Raw genomic sequence first — 18,656 nt, 5'->3', positions numbered from 1 at the left:
AGGAATACGATCCCGACATGATCGCTTTTGAACGATCCCGCATATTTTCCGAATGGCTCGACTCCTTGAAAGACATCAAAGGGAAAGGCCGAATCATCTCCAGAATTAAAACAGCCGAAAATGGCAACTTCGGTGATTGCGGGTTCGTCGGTGACACTGTTTATGAAATGCGTGTTCATTACGGCCCTGGTTACAGGATGTACTTCAAACGCAAAGGCGAAGTGATTTATCTGCTGCTGATCGGGGGCGACAAATCGACACAAAAAAGAGATATCAAACGCGCCGTGCAGATGGCTCATAACATCGGAAATGAGGAGTAAATCATGAGCGAAGAATTCGCCCGTTTTGACGCCGCCGAGTACCTCAAAACTCCCGAGGACATGGCGGCGTATCTGGATGCCTGTTTTGACGACGATGAAGGCGACGGCGTCCTTATCCGTGCAGCGCTCAATGACATCGCCCGGGCTCAAGGCATGACACAAGTGGCGCGGGATGCAGGTTTGGGCCGCGAAAGTCTTTATAAAGCGCTGAGTAGCACTGGCAATCCCGAATTCGCAACTATCATGAAAGTCATGAAGGCTCTGGGTTTGCGATTGCATGCCGTAACACTGTGAAAGCGCTGCGACACCAAACCGCACGACGCTTTTTTACTTATCGGCCCTGATCAGGCTAAATAGCCGCGCCTGATCGCCCACCCAATGGATCTGTCCCATGAACCGACACCGGCTAGCAATTGCCTGGATCGCCTGCTTTGCAGTGCTGTTCAACATGCTCGCCATGCCGATGACGGGAGCGATGGCGCAGGCGGCCAATTCACCGGCCGAACAGTTGCTCTGGAGCAGTTTCTGCACCGGCAGCGGGACCAAGATGGTGGCGATCAACATCGGCACCACCGATCAAAAGGCTCCGAGCAACGACAATCATTCGAACATGCAGCATTGCTGGTGTTGCTCAGGCTCGGCGCCACTGGTCGCGTTGCCGGGGCATTCGCCGCAGCTGTATTTCGCCCGCTACGAAAGCAACCGCAGCGTGGCGCCAGCCTCTCTGCAAACACCCACTCCGCGCCAGCAATGGCCGAGTCTCAATCCCCGCGCTTCCCCTCTAGTTTGATTTGTTCGCGCAATTGACCTGCGTTTCAAATCGTTCTGGAGAACTGCCATGTTGAACAAACTCATCATCGTCGCTGCGCTGCTGTTGCCGGCGTGCTTTGCCCATGCCCACGAATACAAGGCCGGCGAGCTGGAAATCGCTCATCCGTGGTCGCAGGAACTGCCGCCGAATGCACCGACCGTTGCTGCCTATTTCATCATTCACAACGCAGGCAAGACTGATGATCGCCTGCTCAGCGTGAAAACGCCGATTGCTGAGGAAGCGCAACTGCACGAGCACGTCATGCAGGGCGATCTGATGAAGATGCAGCAAGTGAAGAGCGTGGCCATTCCGGCCGGTGGCAACGTGACGTTTGCGCCGATGGCCTATCACGTGATGCTGCTTAACCCGACCGATCGCAGCCTGCTCAGCGACGGCAAGCGCTTCGCGCTGACACTGCATTTCGAGAAGGCTGGTGACGTCACCGTCGAAGTCTCGGTGCAGAAGAAGCCGCCGGAAACCACGCAGGCCCACGCGCACGCCCAGTAAGCCTTCCGGCAGACTCCGCCCATGCGCCCGCTGAGCGTCAGGCCGCCAATGCAACGCCGTCAGACTCAACACCTGACTCGCGGCAGCTGGATTGCCCTGTTCGCCATGTTGATGATCTTCATCGGCCCACTGATTTCTCAGTCGATGCCGATGGATCAACACGCCTCGACATCGATGCCGATGAGCATGGATATGTCGATGGACATGTCGATGGACATGCCGGGCATGGATCACGCGGGCCATGATGCAAAACCGAGCGCCGAACACTGCCCACCGCAATCCTCGCACCACGTGCTGTGGGAAAAATGTGGCTATTGCAGCCTGCTGTTCAACTGCCCGGCGCTGACTGGGGGCGGTGATTTCGTCGCCTTCAACATCGCGCCGCTGAACACCTTCACCCCGCCCTCCCCGCGCCTGGGCCACGCCCGGCAGACCTTCTTCCCCGGCGCCCGCAGTCGCGCCCCGCCCATCGCAGCGTAAACACGCACCTTTGATTGCACACGGTTGAGAAGACAGCCTCAGGCTGCCGGCCGTGTCGTTTACGACTGTTTGATGGAAATTGTCATGTCCAGGTTTTCTGCTGTTCCACGCTCGGGCGTTGCCCCGGCGTCCTTCGCTCTGAACGAATCGCGGGTTCGTTTCAGGCACGCTACCGCCGTCCTTTGCGGCGTCCTGCTGTCACCGCTGGTACTGGCCGATGATCACACCGGCCACCAGGAAGAACTGGCCCGACGGTGATTACCGCGATCGCCCCGAGCTCACCGCTGACCATCGTCACCAACCCCAAAGACCCGCGCCAACCGGTGCCGGCCAGTGATGGCGGCGATTATCTGAAGACCATTCCGGGCTTTGCGCTGGTGCGCAATGGCGGCACCAACGGCGATCCGGTGCTGCGCGGCATGTTCGGTTCGCGCCTGAACATCCTCACCAACGGCAGCATGATGCTCGGCGCCTGCCCCGGCCGAATGGACGCGCCGACTTCGTATATCTCGCCGGAAACCTACGACAAACTCACCGTGATCAAAGGCCCGCAAACCGTGCTTTACGGCCCCGGCGCGTCGGCGGGTACGGTGCTGTTCGATCGTGAGCCAGAGAGCTTCGGCGAACTCGGCACCCGCGTGAACGCAAGCATTCTGGCCGGCTCCCACGGACGTTTTGACAAGGTTGTCGACGCCGCTGCCGGCGGCCCGTTGGGCTACGTGCGCGTGATCGGCAACACCGCGCATTCCGACGATTACCGCGATGGCAACAACGACATCGTCGCCTCACGCTACGACAAGTGGAACGGCGACATCGCAGTGGGCTGGACCCCGGACGCCGATACCCTGATCGAACTCACCGCCGGCAAGGGCGACGGCGAAGCGCGCTATGCCGGACGCGGCATGGACGGCTCGCAATTCCTGCGCGAAAGCCTCGGCCTGCGTTTCGAAAAATCCAACATCACTGACGTGCTGGAGAAACTCGAAGCGCAGGTCTACTACAACTACGCCGACCACGTGATGGACAACTACACCCTGCGCACGCCGTCCGGCACCGGAATGATGTCGGGGCCAATGGCGTCCAACGTCGACCGACGCACCCTCGGCGCACGGATCAAGGCCACCTGGCGCTGGGCTGACTTTCAGCTGATCACCGGCCTCGACGCGCAGACCAACGAACACCGCCAGCGCAGCGGCATGGGCATCGATACCTACAAGGATCAGCCCTACACCAAAGACGCCGATTTCCATAACTACGGCGTGTTCAGCGAAATGACCTGGTACGCCGCCGACCGTGATCGGCTGATCAGCGGCGCCCGCATCGACCGCGCCTCGGCCAAGGATTATCGACAGGCCACTGGCTCGGGAATGATGACTCGCCCCAACCCGACCGCCGACGATACCCGCGCCGACACCCTACCCAGCGGGTTCATCCGCTACGAGCATGACCTCGCCGACAGTCCGACCACGCTCTATGCGGGCCTCGGTCACGCGCAACGCTTCCCGGATTACTGGGAGCTGTTTTCGCCCAAATCCGGCCCGGCAGGATCGGTCAACGCGTTCGATTCGATCAAACCGGAAAAGACCACTCAGTTCGACTTTGGCGTGAACTACAAGAGCGCCGAACTTGAAGCCTGGGCTTCGGGTTATATCGGCGTGGTGCGCGATTACATCCTCTTTGATTACACCCCGGGAATGATGGGCATGAGCACCTCGCGCGCCGAGAACATTGACGCGCGAATCATGGGCGGTGAACTCGGTGCCGCGTACAGACTCACCGACCACTGGAAAGCCGATGCGACCCTGGCCTACGCCTGGGGCAAGAACAGCAGTGATGGCAAGGCTCTGCCGCAGATGCCGCCGCTGGATGCGCGTTTCGGCCTGACCTATACCGAAGACAACTGGAGCGCCGGTGCACTGTGGAGGGTGGTTGCCGCGCAAAATCGTATCGATCAGAACAAGGGCAACGTGGTCGGCAAGGATTACGACAAGAGTTCGGGCTTCGGCGTGTTCTCACTCAACGGTGCCTACCGGATCAACAAGAACTGGAAGGTCAGCAGCGGCGTCGACAACCTGTTCGGCAAGGCTTACGCCGAACACCTGAACCTGGCGGGCAACGCCGGATTCGGCTACCCGGCCAATGACCCGCAAGCGATCAATGAACCGGGGCGCACGCTCTGGACCAAGGTCGACATGAGTTTCTAACAAGAAAAGTCAAAAGATCGCAGGCTTCGCCAGCTCCTACATGGGAGCACATACCCCCTATCGGAGTTGCCGAAGGCTGCGATCTCTTGATCTAAAAAATTCGCCAAGCGGAGCACACGTGATGAAACAGCCCAAACCGAATTTCTACAACCTGGCCTGGCGTTGGCATTTTTACGCCGGTCTCTTCGTCGCCCCGTTCATGGTGATGCTGGCCCTGACCGGCATCATTTATCTGTTCAAACCGCAGCTCGATTCGCTGATGTACAGCAGCTTGCTCAATGTCCCCGCCGGCCATCACACCGTCCCGGCCGAGGACTTGCTGCAACGGGTGAAAAGCGCTTATCCACAAGGCCAGATCACCCAGTATCTGCCGCCGGTGAACGCCGAGCGCAGCGCACAGTTTGTGGTGAAGAACGCCGGCCACGAACTCAACGTATTCGTCGATCCATACCACGGCGATATCCTCGGCGAACAGGATGCCAAACAGAACCTGCAAGCCATCGCCCGCGCCATCCACGGTGAATTGATGATTGGCACCGTCGGTGATCGGCTCATCGAAATGGCCGCCGGGTGGGGCGTGGTGCTGGTGGTGTCGGGACTTTTCCTGTGGTGGCCACGCGGTCAGGCCGCGGGGATTTTGTGGCCACGGCTGAACAGTCGCGGCCGCGTATTGTGGCGTGATCTGCACGCGGTCACCGGGTTCTGGGGTGCAACACTGTTGCTGGTGATGTTGCTCAGTGGCATGACCTGGACCGGTTTCTGGGGCAAGCAATACGCCCAGGTGTGGAACGTCTTTCCAGCGGCGATGTGGGACAACGTGCCGACCTCCGATGTCGAGGCGCGCAGCCTTAACAGCGCCACCCGCCAGACCGTGCCATGGGCGATGGAAAACACGCCGATGCCAATGTCCGGCGACCACGCCGAACACATGAACCACGGCGCCAGCAACGCCGGCCCCGCAGCACCCGCCATCCGCCTGCAAGACGTACAAAACATTGCTACCCAACGCAAGGTCGAGCCGGGCTACAGCATCACCCTGCCGACCACCGCCACCGGTGTGTTCACCATCGCTGTGTTCGCCGATGACCCGCGCAACGATGCGACCCTGCATGTCGATCAGTACACCGGCAAGGTCCTCGCCGATGTGCGTTTCGAACATTACGGCACTGTGGCGCGGGCCACGGAAATCGGCGTGATGCTCCACGAAGGCAAGATGTTCGGCACCTTCAACCAGATCGTCGTGCTGCTGATCTGCCTGATGATTCTGCTCAGTGCCGTCAGCGGGGTGGTGATCTGGTGGAAGCGCCGGCCACAGGGCAAATTCGGCGTACCGCCGCTGCGTCATGACTTGCCGAAATGGAAAACCGGCGTGGTAATCATGTTGGCGCTGGCAGTGGTGTTCCCGTTGGTGGGGGCTTCGCTGGTGGTCGTCTGGTTGCTGGATCGATTGCTGCTATCGCGCATTGACCGGCAACCTGAGTCTGCCTCGACGTAAATCCGACTCAATGTGGAGTGGCCGCCGACGGCGGCACACTCCTGCCGTGTTGCCGCTGGTTCGAGCGTTACAACTCGTCCCTGACTCGCGCACCACCCTCCGTTACAGGCTGCTGGCGACGCACTCTCCAGCCGGCGCCCATTCGTCCGGTCTGACGCCAGTAATGCCCGGCGAGCAGCACCCTGAATTCACCCAGTTCCATGAGTTGTGAAACAAACTCGCCCGGACTCAGCCGGCTGACCCAGCGCCCCGCTTCGAAATCCACAGGCCGGGCCAGCAGCAAATCCCTCTCGGCCTGCGAGTAAACGGGTGTGTACCTGATCAACACGTGGTTCGGCGTTGAGTAGTAATAATCCTGAATGTCGAAACCCTGGTTCTTCAGTTCATGCGTGTGCGCATGCACCCGCGCAGGCGAAGCGAAATTTGCTCTGACATCATCAGTGTCCGGTGCGAGCGTGGTATTGCCCGACAGATGGAACTGGTGGCTGGCCACGAGTGTGTAGCCATTGGGGTAACGCGCCGCCGGATTGCGCCAACTGATCGTCGGATCACTCGACGAGCGAAATATCCGCAGGACAGGGTCCTCGGCATGGGCAGACCAGACTATTGGCTCGAGCGGGACAAATCGACTGCTGGTCGACCGCGCCAGGATCGCGCCTTCGTAGCCGGTTTCACTGTGACCGGAATCGTCCGTGCGTTGTTGCGCATAGCGGGCGGCATCGTCAGGGTGATGAAAAATCGGTCCCAGCGCCGGCACCGGGCTATCTCGCCATCGCTGCTCGTTGGAAGTATCGGCCATACGCGGTTGCCAATGCTCATCCACTTGACCCTGCCGCGACCAGTAATCGCTGGTTTCAATCACGTCGAGCCGGCCGGCCTTGGCCATCCGGTGCACGTAGTCTTTAAATCTGAATCGGCCACTGGCAATGTCACGTTCATCGATCGCTGCCTGTTCACGCGATACAAACGCATTGGGGCGCAACTCAACCTGCCCGAAAGCGTCGTAGAACACGCCGGGTTCAAACGCATGCAATTGCAGCTTCAACAATGCGTCATCGGCACAGGAGATATAGATCGGTCTGTACCCCCGCGGCGTACTGGCCTGTCGGCAGGCTTGCTGAACATCGTTGGGAAGTACAAAGACATTTCGCATATCGTCAGGCCGTGCGCCGAGCGGAGGCAGCGCTGCGCGCAGATAAATCGAATCCTGTTCAAACCCTGAAGGCAGTCTTGCCTGTTCGAATACTCGATCCACAGCCAGGCCAGAGCGTTGCACATCAACGGGCAGGCTGGCGAGGAACAAGCCATCCCGAGAGCGCAGTATGAATCCGAACGTCTGGGTGTCCCTGCTCACCGAGATTTCATGAACATACCGGGCAACAGCATCTGCTTGAACGAACACTGGGCTGCAAAGTGGTGCGCTCGCGGCTCTGGTGTAATCCATTAGAGGCTGCAGATCAGCAAAGAAAGGAACCCAGCGACTGATCTGGCGGGGCAAACCCCAGATTTCACTGCCGATGACAATTTGCAAGTAACCGGCCTTTGCCAAGGCGTCGACCCATTCACTCGGTTTCAGCTTGGCGCTACGTATGTTCTGTTTTATCGCATCGCCATCAAGGGACGCAGGAAGCGTTTTGTAATCCGTCAGAGCTGCCAAGAGATCTGCGCGCAGACGATCCCATATTCCTGGCTGATAGCGGATCAACGAACCGTCGGGTCCGAACAGGTATTCATCCCATGCCAGTCTTGGTAGCCGCTTGAAGGATGAGTACACGGTGTCGACAGACAGCATGTTCAGATAGATCTGCTTCTCAATACGAGAAAAAATGACCGACAGCTCCCTGGCCACTCTGGATCGATAACGCGCCGTGATACTGCAGCCAGCAGGAAATACCCCGGCGCCATTGCTTTCATCCGGAAAAATCTCGGTGATGTCGAAATCCTCCCGCGACACCTTGATGGGCGCAGAGGCTACGTAAAGGCCGTCGGGGCGTTTCAGAATGACGCCGCCAAAAGGTTTGTCCGTGACCAGCGGCAAGCTCGATCTGGCAAACGCTGCGGCATCGTCAGCACTCTGAAAAACCGGGCCGAGCCAGCGCCGCTGCAGATTCGCGTAGGGCTGCCACGTTGGCCTGACCATTCCTGACCGATCCCAGCACGCGCTTGTTCGCAACACCGAGAGTTCGCCGCTTTCAGCGACCGTATGGACGAAATCCGTCGGCAGCCACTCGCCGGACGCGAGCCCTCGCTTGATCGAGTCGAGTGTTGTCTGAGACGTGTCGTCATGGAACAACTTGCTTGCCTGACTCCTCGCATACTTGAGCAGAGCACCGTCCCGAGTGGCAAGATAAAACGCGGCGGGGCTTGAAGCGATTACAGGCCGACGGCGACCGTAGTACATGGCTGTTGTCAGGATGTCTGGCGAAACAAAATACTGCGCCAGCCAGTCTTCAGGGCTGCTCGAAGATGCTTCTACTTTCTGATGCGCATAAAAGCTCCCATACATGTCGAAGCCTTCCGGGTATTGATGCCACGGCGCCGACCGTCGAGAGGCGAACACCAACGCCTGCCGAAAAAGATTGCTGTCTTGACCGCTGACTGGAAACAGTTCCGTGCCGATGTATTCCTCCCGATCCTTGTGCTTGAGGATGAATCCGAACCAGGCACGGTTCTCATCGTGCAAACGCCTGTCGCCAGCAAACAGATACTGTGCCGCATCGTCCGCCGAAGAACAGACAGGACCGTACATGACGAACTCAGGCCGCTTCCATGGCAAAGGCCGAGGAGAAGATGGCCGGGGCGAAGACGACGAAGGATACGGGGGCAGCGACGGCTGAGGCAGGGACGGCGTAGGGAGTGCAGGTATGGGTGACGTCGGTTCTGCGGAGGTTGACCCGGCGGATTCTGACATGCTCCAGCCCGGTAATATTTGGCCGCGATGGCCCCACAACTCGTTGTCCGTCAGGTTGAACAGCCAGCCGGCGGCGGCCTGCTCCCTGATGAAGTCTTGCGGTCGCTTGCTGCCCTTGTCCAGACCTAGAGCCAATGGACCGGGATGCACGCGTGTTCCCAGGCGTCGCGCCAGATCCTTCGAAGCCGGGGTTGCGTAAGGTGCAAACCTGACCAGACTGTTCATGGCAGCAGAGCAATACAGAACGGTGTTATCGAGCAATACCTGCCGGACCTCTTCTACACTCAACATTTGCAGGCTTAGTAACGCCTCCTGGAGCGTCCACTGCCGGGAACTGATATTGACCGGCTCAAGCTGCGTGAGCGCGACGTGGGAGACATATCGAGCATGCACCACGTGGTCGTCAGGGAAAACCGGACGCCCTCGATTATCCCGAGGATAAAGTCGCCCCTGGTCCAGCACATCGATATCCCCTTCCAACGGCTCGGTGACCACAAAGCGTGTGTCGCTGCGCTGAAATACATAGCCTGCGTACTGGCGGTCACGGCGAATGCCGACTTGTTCGTGGGCATACCGAACGGCATCATCGGCGGATAAAAACGCCTGACTCAAGGGCGGCCAAGGGAAGTTCGCGAAGGGTATCCATTCCAGGCCCACCCTCCCCAAACGTGCCCAGAGCGCGCTGCCCCGCAACACCTCAAGCCGGCCCGCCAGTATCAGCATCGAGACAAATTCCCGTGGCGACAATGCTCCAGTCAGCAACCTGGATTGCACCCCGGCGTCGGTGATCGACCCGTCGGAATGCTCGACGCTCAGTGCCGCTTCTATCTCGCTGCCGCTGAAGCTGTACTTCAACATGGACGCATCGCTGGCCTGCATGTACAGCGACAAAGGTCGACCGGCCACAGCCAATTGCTGACTCCTCTTGTGACACGAAATGGCCAGAGCAATGTCCTGTGGCGTGAAGAAATTCTCGTAGAGCCACGGCTGAGCAGGAGTGAGCCGCGAAGGGTCAGGACGGGAGGCGTAGTAAAAACCTTCCAGCCTATAGCCTTCAGGCAACCGTAATTGACCGTCATCACCCGCCGCAAAGTTCTTCGCTGGATCCCATGACGCGAGCCCGAACGGGCGTGCATGGGTCGCGACATACTCATTGCCAGCAGTCTTCTTCAGCAGTAACCCCGAGTCCTGTGCACCTCTTGATTTCAGTGCAGCGAGTACCGCCCGCTCGACAGTGGAGCAAATGCGGGTCATCAAAGGTAATTCGGTCACCCTGCCCGTTGAAAAACCCTGGCCTGGTTGCCAGTCCGGCGGTACGACACCCACCGAATGCCCCCAGTCTGCACTTGAAACGAGGACTTTCAGTTCACCGACAGATGCAAGCTTATTGATGATGCTCATCACGTCACGAGTCCACGGCTCACGCCCTGGTCGTGCACCTGCCTCGTGCCAACGGTAGTAATCGAGTTCCGCTTTCGAACCACTGGGCGAATACTTGAGCAATGTTCCATCGGGGCCGGAGAGGTATGAACTACGAAAATAGGCGCGCCCATCCACATCCCCCATGAAATCGCTACTGGAGAAGAAGTTGATGAAGAGTCGCAGGTTCATTTCATCCAGTTCTGGATAGGCCTCACCTACGACATCGTGAAGAGCGGCATGGCTGTGAATGTTTGCAGCAAACCGATACCCCTTGGGCGGCTCCAGCTCTCCCAGCGCATCAAAGTCGATGATGGTGCTCAAATCAAAGGTGGTGGCCTCTCCGGGTATCGGTGAAGTGGCCACGAATTTCCCATCCGGCCGCAGCAAAATCACGCTGCCATATTCCATTTCCGGCTTGGGCGGTATGCGCGTATGAACCCAATACGCAGCATCCTCCTCTGACAAAAACGGCGGACTCAGGGGAGGTAGCCTGGATTTTCGGGACTCGGTTGCGGCACGTCTGGATCGGACTGAACTATTACTCATGATAGAAACCTGCGAAGAACAATCGGGATAACGATCAAATGAGTGTGTTGCTGCACGCGCCGTGAGCCGAGGTACATGTTTATCGTTTATGTATCTTCATCTTCCCGCTCAGTAGTGCGCCCCAATCTGGCGCGCCCGGACGCACCAGCGCCCGTCAGATGTCCTCTACTGGTGCGCGCCCCCACCTTACAACCGCTCTAACACGACATTTTCCTACCCGATCCCGACCGGGCACAGCCCTTGCAAAACACACCTTCAGTCGTCCGCATCTGCCAACCAGAAAAATTAAATGTTCATGGAGATCGCACAATGAAGCGTCGCAGTTTGATCAAGGCTTTCACACTCACGGCATCCATTGCCGCGATGGGCATGACCTGGACTGTCCAGGCTGCCGAGACCATCAAGGTCGGGATTCTGCATTCGTTGTCCGGCACCATGGCGATCTCCGAAACGTCGCTCAAAGACATGGCGCTGATGACCATCGACGAAATCAACGCCAAGGGCGGTGTGAACGGCAAGATGCTTGAGCCAGTGGTGGTTGACCCTGCATCCAACTGGCCGCTGTTCGCCGAAAAGGGCCGACAGTTGCTGACCCAGGACAAGGTCGCCGTGGTGTTCGGCTGCTGGACTTCGGTGTCGCGTAAATCGGTGTTGCCGGTGTTCGAAGAGCTCAACGGTCTGCTGTTCTACCCGGTGCAATACGAAGGCGAAGAAATGTCACCGAACGTCTTCTACACCGGCGCTGCGCCGAACCAGCAAGCGATCCCGGCGGTTGAATATCTGATGAGTGAAGAAGGCGGCAGCGCCAAGCGCTACTTCCTGCTCGGCACCGACTATGTCTACCCGCGCACCACCAACAAGATCCTGCGTTCGTTCCTGCACTCCAAAGGCGTGGCCGACAAGGACATCGAAGAGGTCTACACGCCGTTCGGTCACAGCGACTATCAAACCATCGTCGCCAACATCAAAAAATTCTCCGCCGGTGGCAAGACTGCGGTCATCTCGACGGTCAACGGCGACTCCAACGTGCCGTTCTATAAAGAGCTGGCCAACCAGGGTCTGAAAGCCACCGACGTGCCGGTGGTAGCGTTCTCGGTCGGTGAAGAAGAACTGCGCGGCATCGATACCAAACCACTGGTGGGCAACCTCGCGGCCTGGAACTACTTCGAGTCCGTGGAGAATCCGGTGAACAAGAAGTTCGTCGATGACTGGAAGGCTTACGCGAAGAAACACAACCTGCCGGGTGCCGACAAAGCCGTGACCAACGACCCGATGGAAGCCACTTACGTCGGTATCCACATGTGGGCGCAGGCGGTCGAGAAAGCCAAATCCACTGACGTCGACAAAGTCCGCGAAGCCCTCGCCGGCCAGACCTTTGCCGCGCCGTCGGGTTACACGCTGACCATGGACAAGACCAACCACCACCTGCACAAGCCGGTGATGATCGGCGAGATCCAGAGCGACGGTCAGTTCAACGTCGTGTGGCAGACCGAAGGGCCGATTCGCGCACAACCGTGGAGCCCGTTCATTCAGGGCAACGACAAGAAGCCGGATTATGCGGTGAAGAGCAACTGAGTTATCCCGCTCAACCTGATCGTTCCCACGCTCTGCGTGGGAATGCCTCAACGGACGCTCTGCGTCCGCTTTGGGGACGCGGAGCGTCCCGGGCTGCATTCCCACGCGGAGCGTGGGAACGATCACTACGCAAGGCCACGCATATGCGCACTGCCCTCTACCGCTTGCTTCTAGCCATCGCACTATTGCTGCCGATGGTGGCCCATGCCGGCGATGCCGAAGACTTCGTCGCGGCCAATCCCGTGCAACAAGCCAAACTGTTGGAAACCTGGGCCGCGCAGCCCGATCCGGCGCGTATCGAACTGATCAACACCCTGCAACAAGGCGAGTTGACCATCGACGGCCAACCCAAAACTCTGCGCCTGAACAATCGCCTGCGGGGTCTGATCGATACCGCCATGGCCAGCCACCAATTGCTCGCCGCCGACGCCAAAATCCGTCTGACTGCCGCGCAGCAATTGCAGAAAAGCGCGAAACCCGCGCAGCTGAAATTCCTCGACCAGCAACTCGCTGGCGAAAAAGACGAAAGCGTCCATGCCGCTCTGAGCCTGGCGCTGGCCAATCTGCAACTGGTCGATAGCGACCCGGCGGTGCGCCTCGCCGCCGTACGCCTGCTCGGCGAAACCGGCGACCCACTGGCGCGTACGCGTCTTGAAGGCTTGCTTGAACCCGGCGTCGAGAGCGATGCCGGCGTACGCACCGCCGCCGAAACCAGCCTTGCGCAAGTCAAACGCAAACTGCTGATCGGCGAGATCCTCGGCCAGGCGTTCAGCGGCATGTCGCTCGGCTCGATCCTGTTGTTGGCCGCGCTCGGTCTGGCGATCACGTTCGGCCTGCTCGGCGTGATCAACATGGCCCACGGCGAAATGCTGATGCTCGGTGCCTACTCGACGTACGTAGTGCAGTTGATGTTCCAGCGCTACGCACCGCAAGCCATCGAGTTCTACCCGCTGATCGCCCTGCCGGTGGCGTTTTTTGTCACGGCGGCAATCGGCATGGCCCTGGAGCGCACGGTAATTCGCCACCTCTACGGCCGGCCACTGGAAACCCTGCTCGCCACCTGGGGCATCAGCCTGATGCTGATTCAGCTTGTGCGTTTGTTGTTCGGCGCGCAGAACGTTGAAGTCGCCAACCCGGCATGGCTGTCCGGCGGGATTCAGGTTTTGCCGAATCTGGTTCTGCCATACAACCGCATCGTCATCATCGCCTTCGCCTTGTTCGTCGTCGTGCTGACTTGGCTGCTGCTGAACAAGACCCGCCTCGGCCTCAACGTTCGCGCCGTCACTCAGAACCGCAACATGGCCGCCTGCTGCGGCGTGCCGACCGGGCGCGTCGATATGCTCGCCTTCGGCCTCGGCTCGGGCATCGCCGGCCTCGGCGGCGTGGCGCTGAGCCAGATCGGTAACGTCGGCCCGGACCTCGGCCAGAGCTACATCATCGACTCGTTCCTGGTGGTGGTGCTCGGCGGCGTCGGCCAGTTGGCCGGTAGCGTGTTCGCGGCGTTCGGCCTGGGCATCGCCAACAAGATTCTTGAACCGCAGATCGGTGCGGTGCTTGGCAAGATCCTGATCCTCGCGCTGATCATTCTGTTTATCCAGAAACGTCCGCAAGGCCTCTTCGCACTGAAAGGACGGGTGATCGACTGATGAACCAGCCTCTGTTAGTCACGGCCACACAAAAGGCCGGACCGAAAATCACGATCGCGGTCGGCGCGGTGATCCTCGCGCTGCTGATTGCCTTGCCGCTGCTGTCGTTGTTGCCGGCGGAAAATGCCCTGTCGGTCTCGGCATACACGCTGACGCTGGTCGGCAAAATCCTCTGCTACGCCATCGTCGCGTTAGCGCTGGATCTGGTCTGGGGCTATGCCGGATTGCTGTCACTGGGCCACGGTCTGTTCTTCGCCCTCGGCGGTTATGCGATGGGCATGTACCTGATGCGTCAGGCCGCCGGTGATGGCTTGCCGGCGTTCATGACCTTCCTGTCGTGGAGCGAATTACCGTGGTACTGGACCGGCACCAGCAGTTTCCTCTGGGCGATGTGTCTGGTGGTGCTGGCGCCGGGATTGCTGGCGCTGGTGTTCGGTTTCTTCGCCTTCCGTTCGCGAATCAAAGGCGTGTATTTCTCGATCATGACCCAGGCCCTGACGTTCGCCGGCATGCTCCTGTTTTTCCGCAACGAGACCGGGTTTGGCGGCAACAACGGCTTCACCAATTTCCGCACGATTCTCGGTTTCGGCATCACCGAACCGGGCACCCGCGCGGTGCTGTTTCTGGCCACGGTGTTGCTGCTGGTGGCAAGTCTGTTCATCGGCTGGCGCCTGGCGCAGAGCAAGTTCGGCCGGGTGTTGACAGCGTTGCGCGATGCAGAAAACCGCTTGATGTTCTGCGGCTACGACCCGCGCGGTTTCAAGTTGTTCGTGTGGGTGTTGAGTGCGGTGTTGTGTGGCCTGGCCGGGGCGTTGTATGTGCCGCAAGTCGGGATCATCAATCCGAGCGAAATGTCGCCGACCAACTCCATTGAGGCGGCGGTATGGGTCGCCCTTGGTGGTCGCGGCACGCTGATCGGGCCGCTGATCGGCGCCGGTGTGGTCAATGGCATGAAGAGTTGGTTCACCGTGGCGTTCCCGGAATACTGGCTGTTCTTCCTCGGCGCGCTGTTCATCGTCGTGACGCTGTACTTGCCCAAAGGCGTGATCGGTCTGCTGAAGAAACGAGGTGAACAATGAGAGTCACGGCGAGCGCTGAATTCATGTTGGAACCGGCCTTTTTCCCCGTCGAACCGAACAAGGACGAGGGCACCAGTCGCGACTCGATCGGCCTCGGCCAGCGCGTCGGCCCGGGTCTGGATACCCGCCACGGCACGATCCTCACTCTGGAAGACATCAGCGTCAGCTTCGATGGCTTTCGCGCACTGAACAATCTCAACTTGTACATCGGCGTCGGTGAGTTGCGCTGCATCATCGGCCCCAACGGCGCGGGCAAGACCACGCTGATGGACGTGATCACCGGCAAGACTCGCCCCAGTCACGGCAAGGCCTGGTTCGGTGAAACCCTCGACCTGACGCAGATGAGCGAAGTGCAAATCGCTCAGGCCGGCATCGGTCGCAAGTTTCAGAAGCCGACCGTTTTCGAAGCGCTGAGCGTGTTTGAAAACCTGGAACTGGCGCAGAAAACCGACAAGTCGGTGTGGGCCAGTCTGCGTGCGCGCCTCAGTGGCGAGCAGAAGGACCGGATCAGCGAAGTGCTGGAGACGATTCGCCTGACCACCTCGGTCAATCGTCAGGCCGGGTTGCTCTCTCATGGTCAGAAGCAGTTTCTCGAGATCGGCATGTTGCTGATGCAGGACCCGCAATTGCTCCTGCTCGATGAGCCGGTGGCGGGCATGACCGATGCAGAAACCGAGTTCACCGCTGAACTGTTCAAGTCGCTGGCGGGAAAGCATTCGCTGATGGTGGTGGAGCATGACATGGGCTTTGTCGGCTCGATTGCCGACCACGTCACCGTGTTGCATCAGGGCAGCGTGCTGGCCGAAGGGTCACTGGAGCAGGTGCAGGAAAACGAGCGCGTCATCGAGGTCTACCTCGGCCGCTGAACATTGCGAATACAAAACCTGTGGGAGCGAGCCTGCTCGCGAAAGCGGCGCATCAGGCGATGAACATGCTGAATGTCACAACGCATTCGCGAGCAGGCTCGCTCCCACAGGATTCTGTGTGCAACAGGGAGATTTTGAACATGCTGCAAGTCGACAAGCTGCACCAGTACTACGGCGGTAGCCACATCCTCCGGGGCCTGTCTTTCGACGTGAAGGTCGGCGAAGTCACCTGCCTGCTTGGCCGTAACGGCGTGGGCAAGACCACCCTGCTCAAATGCCTGATGGGCTTGCTGCCGGCCAAGGAAGGTGCGGTGAACTGGGAAGGCAAACCGATCACCGCGTTCAAGCCGCACCAGCGTGTCCACGCCGGCATCGCCTACGTACCACAGGGCCGCGAGATCTTCGGACGCCTGACCGTGGAAGAGAATCTGTTGATGGGCCTGTCGCGGTTTCCCGGCAGTGAAGCCAAAGAAGTCCCAGGTTTCATCTACGAATTGTTCCCGGTGCTGCTACAAATGAAGCAGCGTCGCGGCGGTGACCTCTCTGGCGGTCAGCAACAGCAGTTGGCGATCGGGCGAGCATTGGCCAGCCGCCCACGTTTACTGATCCTCGACGAACCCACCGAAGGCATTCAACCCTCGGTGATCAAAGAGATCGGCGCGGTCATCAAGAAACTTGCGGCGCGCGGTGACATGGCGATTTTGCTGGTGGAGCAGTTCTACGATTTCGCCGCAGAACTGGCCGATCAGTACCTGGTGATGTCCCGGGGCGAGATCGTCCAGCAAGGTCGCGGCGAAAATATGGAGGCCGAAGGTGTACGCGGGCTGGTAACGATCTAGTACAACGAACTAATCTGTAGCTTCCTAACGATAATTACAAACCATGAATTCGACTGTTTCACCTGCCCTGTTTACCCCGAGCTGGCACGCCGAGCTGGAACTCGCTTACGCCCGTTTCGGTGACTGCACGCGTCCGGTCATGCGCCGGCACCTCGGCCCGCTGCGTGTGCAAAAGCACCTTTACGCAGAAGGCCCCGAGGTCTGCCAGCACATCATCGTCCATCCTCCGGGCGGGATTGCCGGCGGCGACCGACTGGACATCAGCGCGCGCGTCGAACAACACGCCTGGGCGCAGATCACCAGCCCCGGCGCGGCGAAGTGGTATCGCGCGGGTGGGCCGGCGTATCAAAAACTGGATTTGAAAGTGGCAGCCGGCGGGACGCTGGAATGGCTGCCGCAGGAAACCATCGTCTACAGCGCCGCGCAGGCTGAGCTGAGCACTTCGATTGATCTTGAAGGCGATGCGCGGCTGTTCTACTGGGACGTGGTCGCACTGGGTCGCCCCGCCAGTGGCGAGCGTTTTGACCGTGGGCATTTTCAGGCGCATCTGGATATTCGCCGTGATGGTCGATTGCTCTGGCACGAGCGCCAGCGCGTTGTCGGCGGTGATGGTTTGCTTGATTCGCCGATCGGGCTGGATGGCAATCCGGTGTTTGCGACGTTGTTGGTCACTGGCGAGATTGAGGCTGAATTGCTTGAGCGCTGCCGCTCGCTGGGCCACGAAGTGCGTGGGGATTTGACGCAGTTGCCGGGGCTTTTGGTGGCTCGTTGTCTGGCCAGTGAAGCGTTGCTCGCCCGCGCCTGGCTCATCGATTTATGGCGTTTGCTCAGACCCGCCCTGCTGGGTCGCGACGCGGTATCCCCCAGAATATGGAGCACCTGAAAAGCGACCCTCCCCCCCCGCCCTCTCCCGGAGGGAGAGGGAGCCTGACCGAGTCGTTTGAAATGAATGTAACTGCCTGAACGAATACTGCTGACTGAACCGGCCACTGAAAACAACCGAGATCAGTCCCCTCTCCCTCGGGAGAGGGCTAGGGTGAGGGGTTGCTCCAACGGGCACCCCGCGCCCGCAAGAACCTCACAAATCTGCCCTGATGGAACCCCACAATGGACCTGACCCCACGCGAAAAAGACAAGCTGCTGATCTTCACCGCCGGCCTCGTCGCCGAGCGGCGTCTGGCCCGCGGCGTGAAACTCAATTACCCGGAAGCCATGGCCTACATCTCCGCCGCGCTGCTCGAAGGCGCGCGTGACGGCCAGACCGTGGCCGAGCTGATGCACTTCGGCACCACCCTGCTCAGCCGCGAACAAGTGATGGAAGGCATCCCGGAAATGATCCCGGAGATCCAGGTTGAAGCGACGTTTCCCGACGGCACCAAACTGGTCACCGTCCACCAGCCGATCGTCTGAGGCCGCGCCATGACTTACACCATTCGCGATGCGCTGCACGCCGACCTGCCGGCGATCCGTGACATCTACAACGACGCCGTGCTCAACACCACGGCGATCTGGAATGAACAAGCCGTCGATCTCGGCAACCGCCAGGCATGGTTCAGCGCGCGCCAGGCCCAGGCTTATCCGATTCTGCTGATCGTCGACGCCGACAACAGCGTGCTCGGCTACGCTTCCTTCGGTGACTGGCGACCGTTCGACGGCTTTCGCCACACCGTCGAGCACTCGGTTTATGTGCGCAGCGACCAGCGCGGCAATGGCCTCGGCCCACAATTGATGGCAGCGCTGATCGAGCGCGCCAGAACCTGCGGCAAACACGTCATGGTCGCCGCCATAGAAAGCGGCAACGCTGCCTCGATTCGTTTGCATGAGCGCGCCGGTTTCAAAATTACCGGGCAGATGCCGCAAGTCGGCACCAAATTCGGCCGCTGGCTCGACCTGACCTTCATGCAGCTGACCCTCAACCCTGGCGCGGAGCCGCCTGACGCCAACAAGGAGTGACA

15 protein-coding genes and 1 pseudogene are annotated in these 18,656 nt (G+C 59.6%); 15 read left to right on the top strand and 1 reads right to left on the bottom strand.

Going from position 1 to position 18,656, the window contains the following annotated elements; all coding sequences use genetic code 11:
* Positions 1-17: 17 nt before the first annotated feature.
* From ACOYXH_RS28805 to ACOYXH_RS28775, 7 genes and pseudogenes are all read left to right on the top strand, one after another.
* Complete coding sequence (locus tag ACOYXH_RS28805; RefSeq protein WP_460410141.1) at positions 18-320, top strand: type II toxin-antitoxin system RelE/ParE family toxin; 303 nt, start codon at positions 18-20, stop codon at positions 318-320.
* Between the two features lie 3 nt (positions 321-323).
* Positions 324-614 carry an addiction module antidote protein gene (locus ACOYXH_RS28800; RefSeq protein WP_077570750.1) on the top strand — a complete coding sequence of 97 codons (291 nt, stop codon included), beginning with the start codon at positions 324-326 and terminating at the stop codon, positions 612-614.
* Positions 615-711: 97 nt separating this feature from the next.
* Positions 712-1,110, top strand: coding sequence for a DUF2946 domain-containing protein (locus ACOYXH_RS28795; RefSeq protein ID WP_122599673.1), 399 nt, complete (start codon positions 712-714; stop codon positions 1,108-1,110).
* A 48-nt stretch (positions 1,111-1,158) separates the two neighbouring features.
* Complete coding sequence (locus tag ACOYXH_RS28790) at positions 1,159-1,638, top strand: copper chaperone PCu(A)C (RefSeq protein ID WP_258709174.1); 480 nt, start codon at positions 1,159-1,161, stop codon at positions 1,636-1,638.
* Between the two features lie 21 nt (positions 1,639-1,659).
* On the top strand, positions 1,660-2,118 hold the full coding sequence (locus ACOYXH_RS28785) for a DUF2946 domain-containing protein (protein WP_258709173.1): 459 nt from the start codon (positions 1,660-1,662) through the stop codon (positions 2,116-2,118).
* 84 nt (positions 2,119-2,202) lie between these two features.
* Positions 2,203-4,322: pseudogene (locus ACOYXH_RS28780) on the top strand (TonB-dependent copper receptor).
* Positions 4,323-4,443: 121 nt separating this feature from the next.
* Positions 4,444-5,817 carry a PepSY-associated TM helix domain-containing protein gene (locus ACOYXH_RS28775; RefSeq protein ID WP_460066964.1) on the top strand — a complete coding sequence of 458 codons (1,374 nt, stop codon included), beginning with the start codon at positions 4,444-4,446 and terminating at the stop codon, positions 5,815-5,817.
* Between the two features lie 67 nt (positions 5,818-5,884).
* Here the strand turns inward: ACOYXH_RS28775 and ACOYXH_RS28770 are convergent, their stop codons facing one another.
* A complete protein-coding gene (locus ACOYXH_RS28770; protein WP_460410140.1) occupies positions 5,885-10,558 on the bottom strand; it encodes a DUF4329 domain-containing protein in 4,674 nt (1,557 codons plus the stop codon).
* A gap of 447 nt (positions 10,559-11,005) precedes the next feature.
* Here ACOYXH_RS28770 and urtA point away from each other — a divergent pair, with 447 nt between their 5' ends.
* The 8 genes from urtA (at position 11,006) to ACOYXH_RS28730 (ending at position 18,654) form a co-directional block, all read left to right on the top strand.
* On the top strand, positions 11,006-12,271 hold the full coding sequence (gene urtA, locus ACOYXH_RS28765) for an urea ABC transporter substrate-binding protein (RefSeq protein WP_095047339.1): 1,266 nt from the start codon (positions 11,006-11,008) through the stop codon (positions 12,269-12,271).
* Between the two features lie 143 nt (positions 12,272-12,414).
* Entirely contained in the window at positions 12,415-13,917 is a 1,503-nt protein-coding gene (gene urtB, locus ACOYXH_RS28760) for an urea ABC transporter permease subunit UrtB (protein ID WP_460410139.1), read from the top strand.
* Positions 13,917-14,996, top strand: coding sequence for an urea ABC transporter permease subunit UrtC (urtC, locus tag ACOYXH_RS28755; RefSeq protein WP_095047337.1), 1,080 nt, complete (start codon positions 13,917-13,919; stop codon positions 14,994-14,996). Before urtB ends, urtC begins: the two co-directional genes overlap by 1 nt.
* Entirely contained in the window at positions 14,993-15,862 is an 870-nt protein-coding gene (gene urtD, locus ACOYXH_RS28750) for an urea ABC transporter ATP-binding protein UrtD (protein WP_095047336.1), read from the top strand. Before urtC ends, urtD begins: the two co-directional genes overlap by 4 nt.
* Before the next feature lie 140 nt (positions 15,863-16,002).
* Entirely contained in the window at positions 16,003-16,701 is a 699-nt protein-coding gene (urtE, locus tag ACOYXH_RS28745) for an urea ABC transporter ATP-binding subunit UrtE (RefSeq protein WP_095047335.1), read from the top strand.
* Positions 16,702-16,744: 43 nt separating this feature from the next.
* Positions 16,745-17,584, top strand: a complete 840-nt coding sequence (locus ACOYXH_RS28740) for an urease accessory protein UreD (protein ID WP_095047334.1) — start codon at positions 16,745-16,747, stop codon at positions 17,582-17,584.
* A 224-nt stretch (positions 17,585-17,808) separates the two neighbouring features.
* Entirely contained in the window at positions 17,809-18,111 is a 303-nt protein-coding gene (ureA, locus tag ACOYXH_RS28735; RefSeq protein ID WP_007915951.1) for an urease subunit gamma, read from the top strand.
* A gap of 9 nt (positions 18,112-18,120) precedes the next feature.
* Positions 18,121-18,654, top strand: a complete 534-nt coding sequence (locus ACOYXH_RS28730) for a GNAT family N-acetyltransferase (RefSeq protein ID WP_095047333.1) — start codon at positions 18,121-18,123, stop codon at positions 18,652-18,654.
* The last annotated feature ends 2 nt before the right edge of the window (positions 18,655-18,656 follow it).

It is taken from the genome of Pseudomonas sp. Mb7, assembly GCF_054790525.1.
Note: the sequence above shows the minus strand (reverse complement) of the source record. Positions and strands in the feature narration are given on the sequence as shown.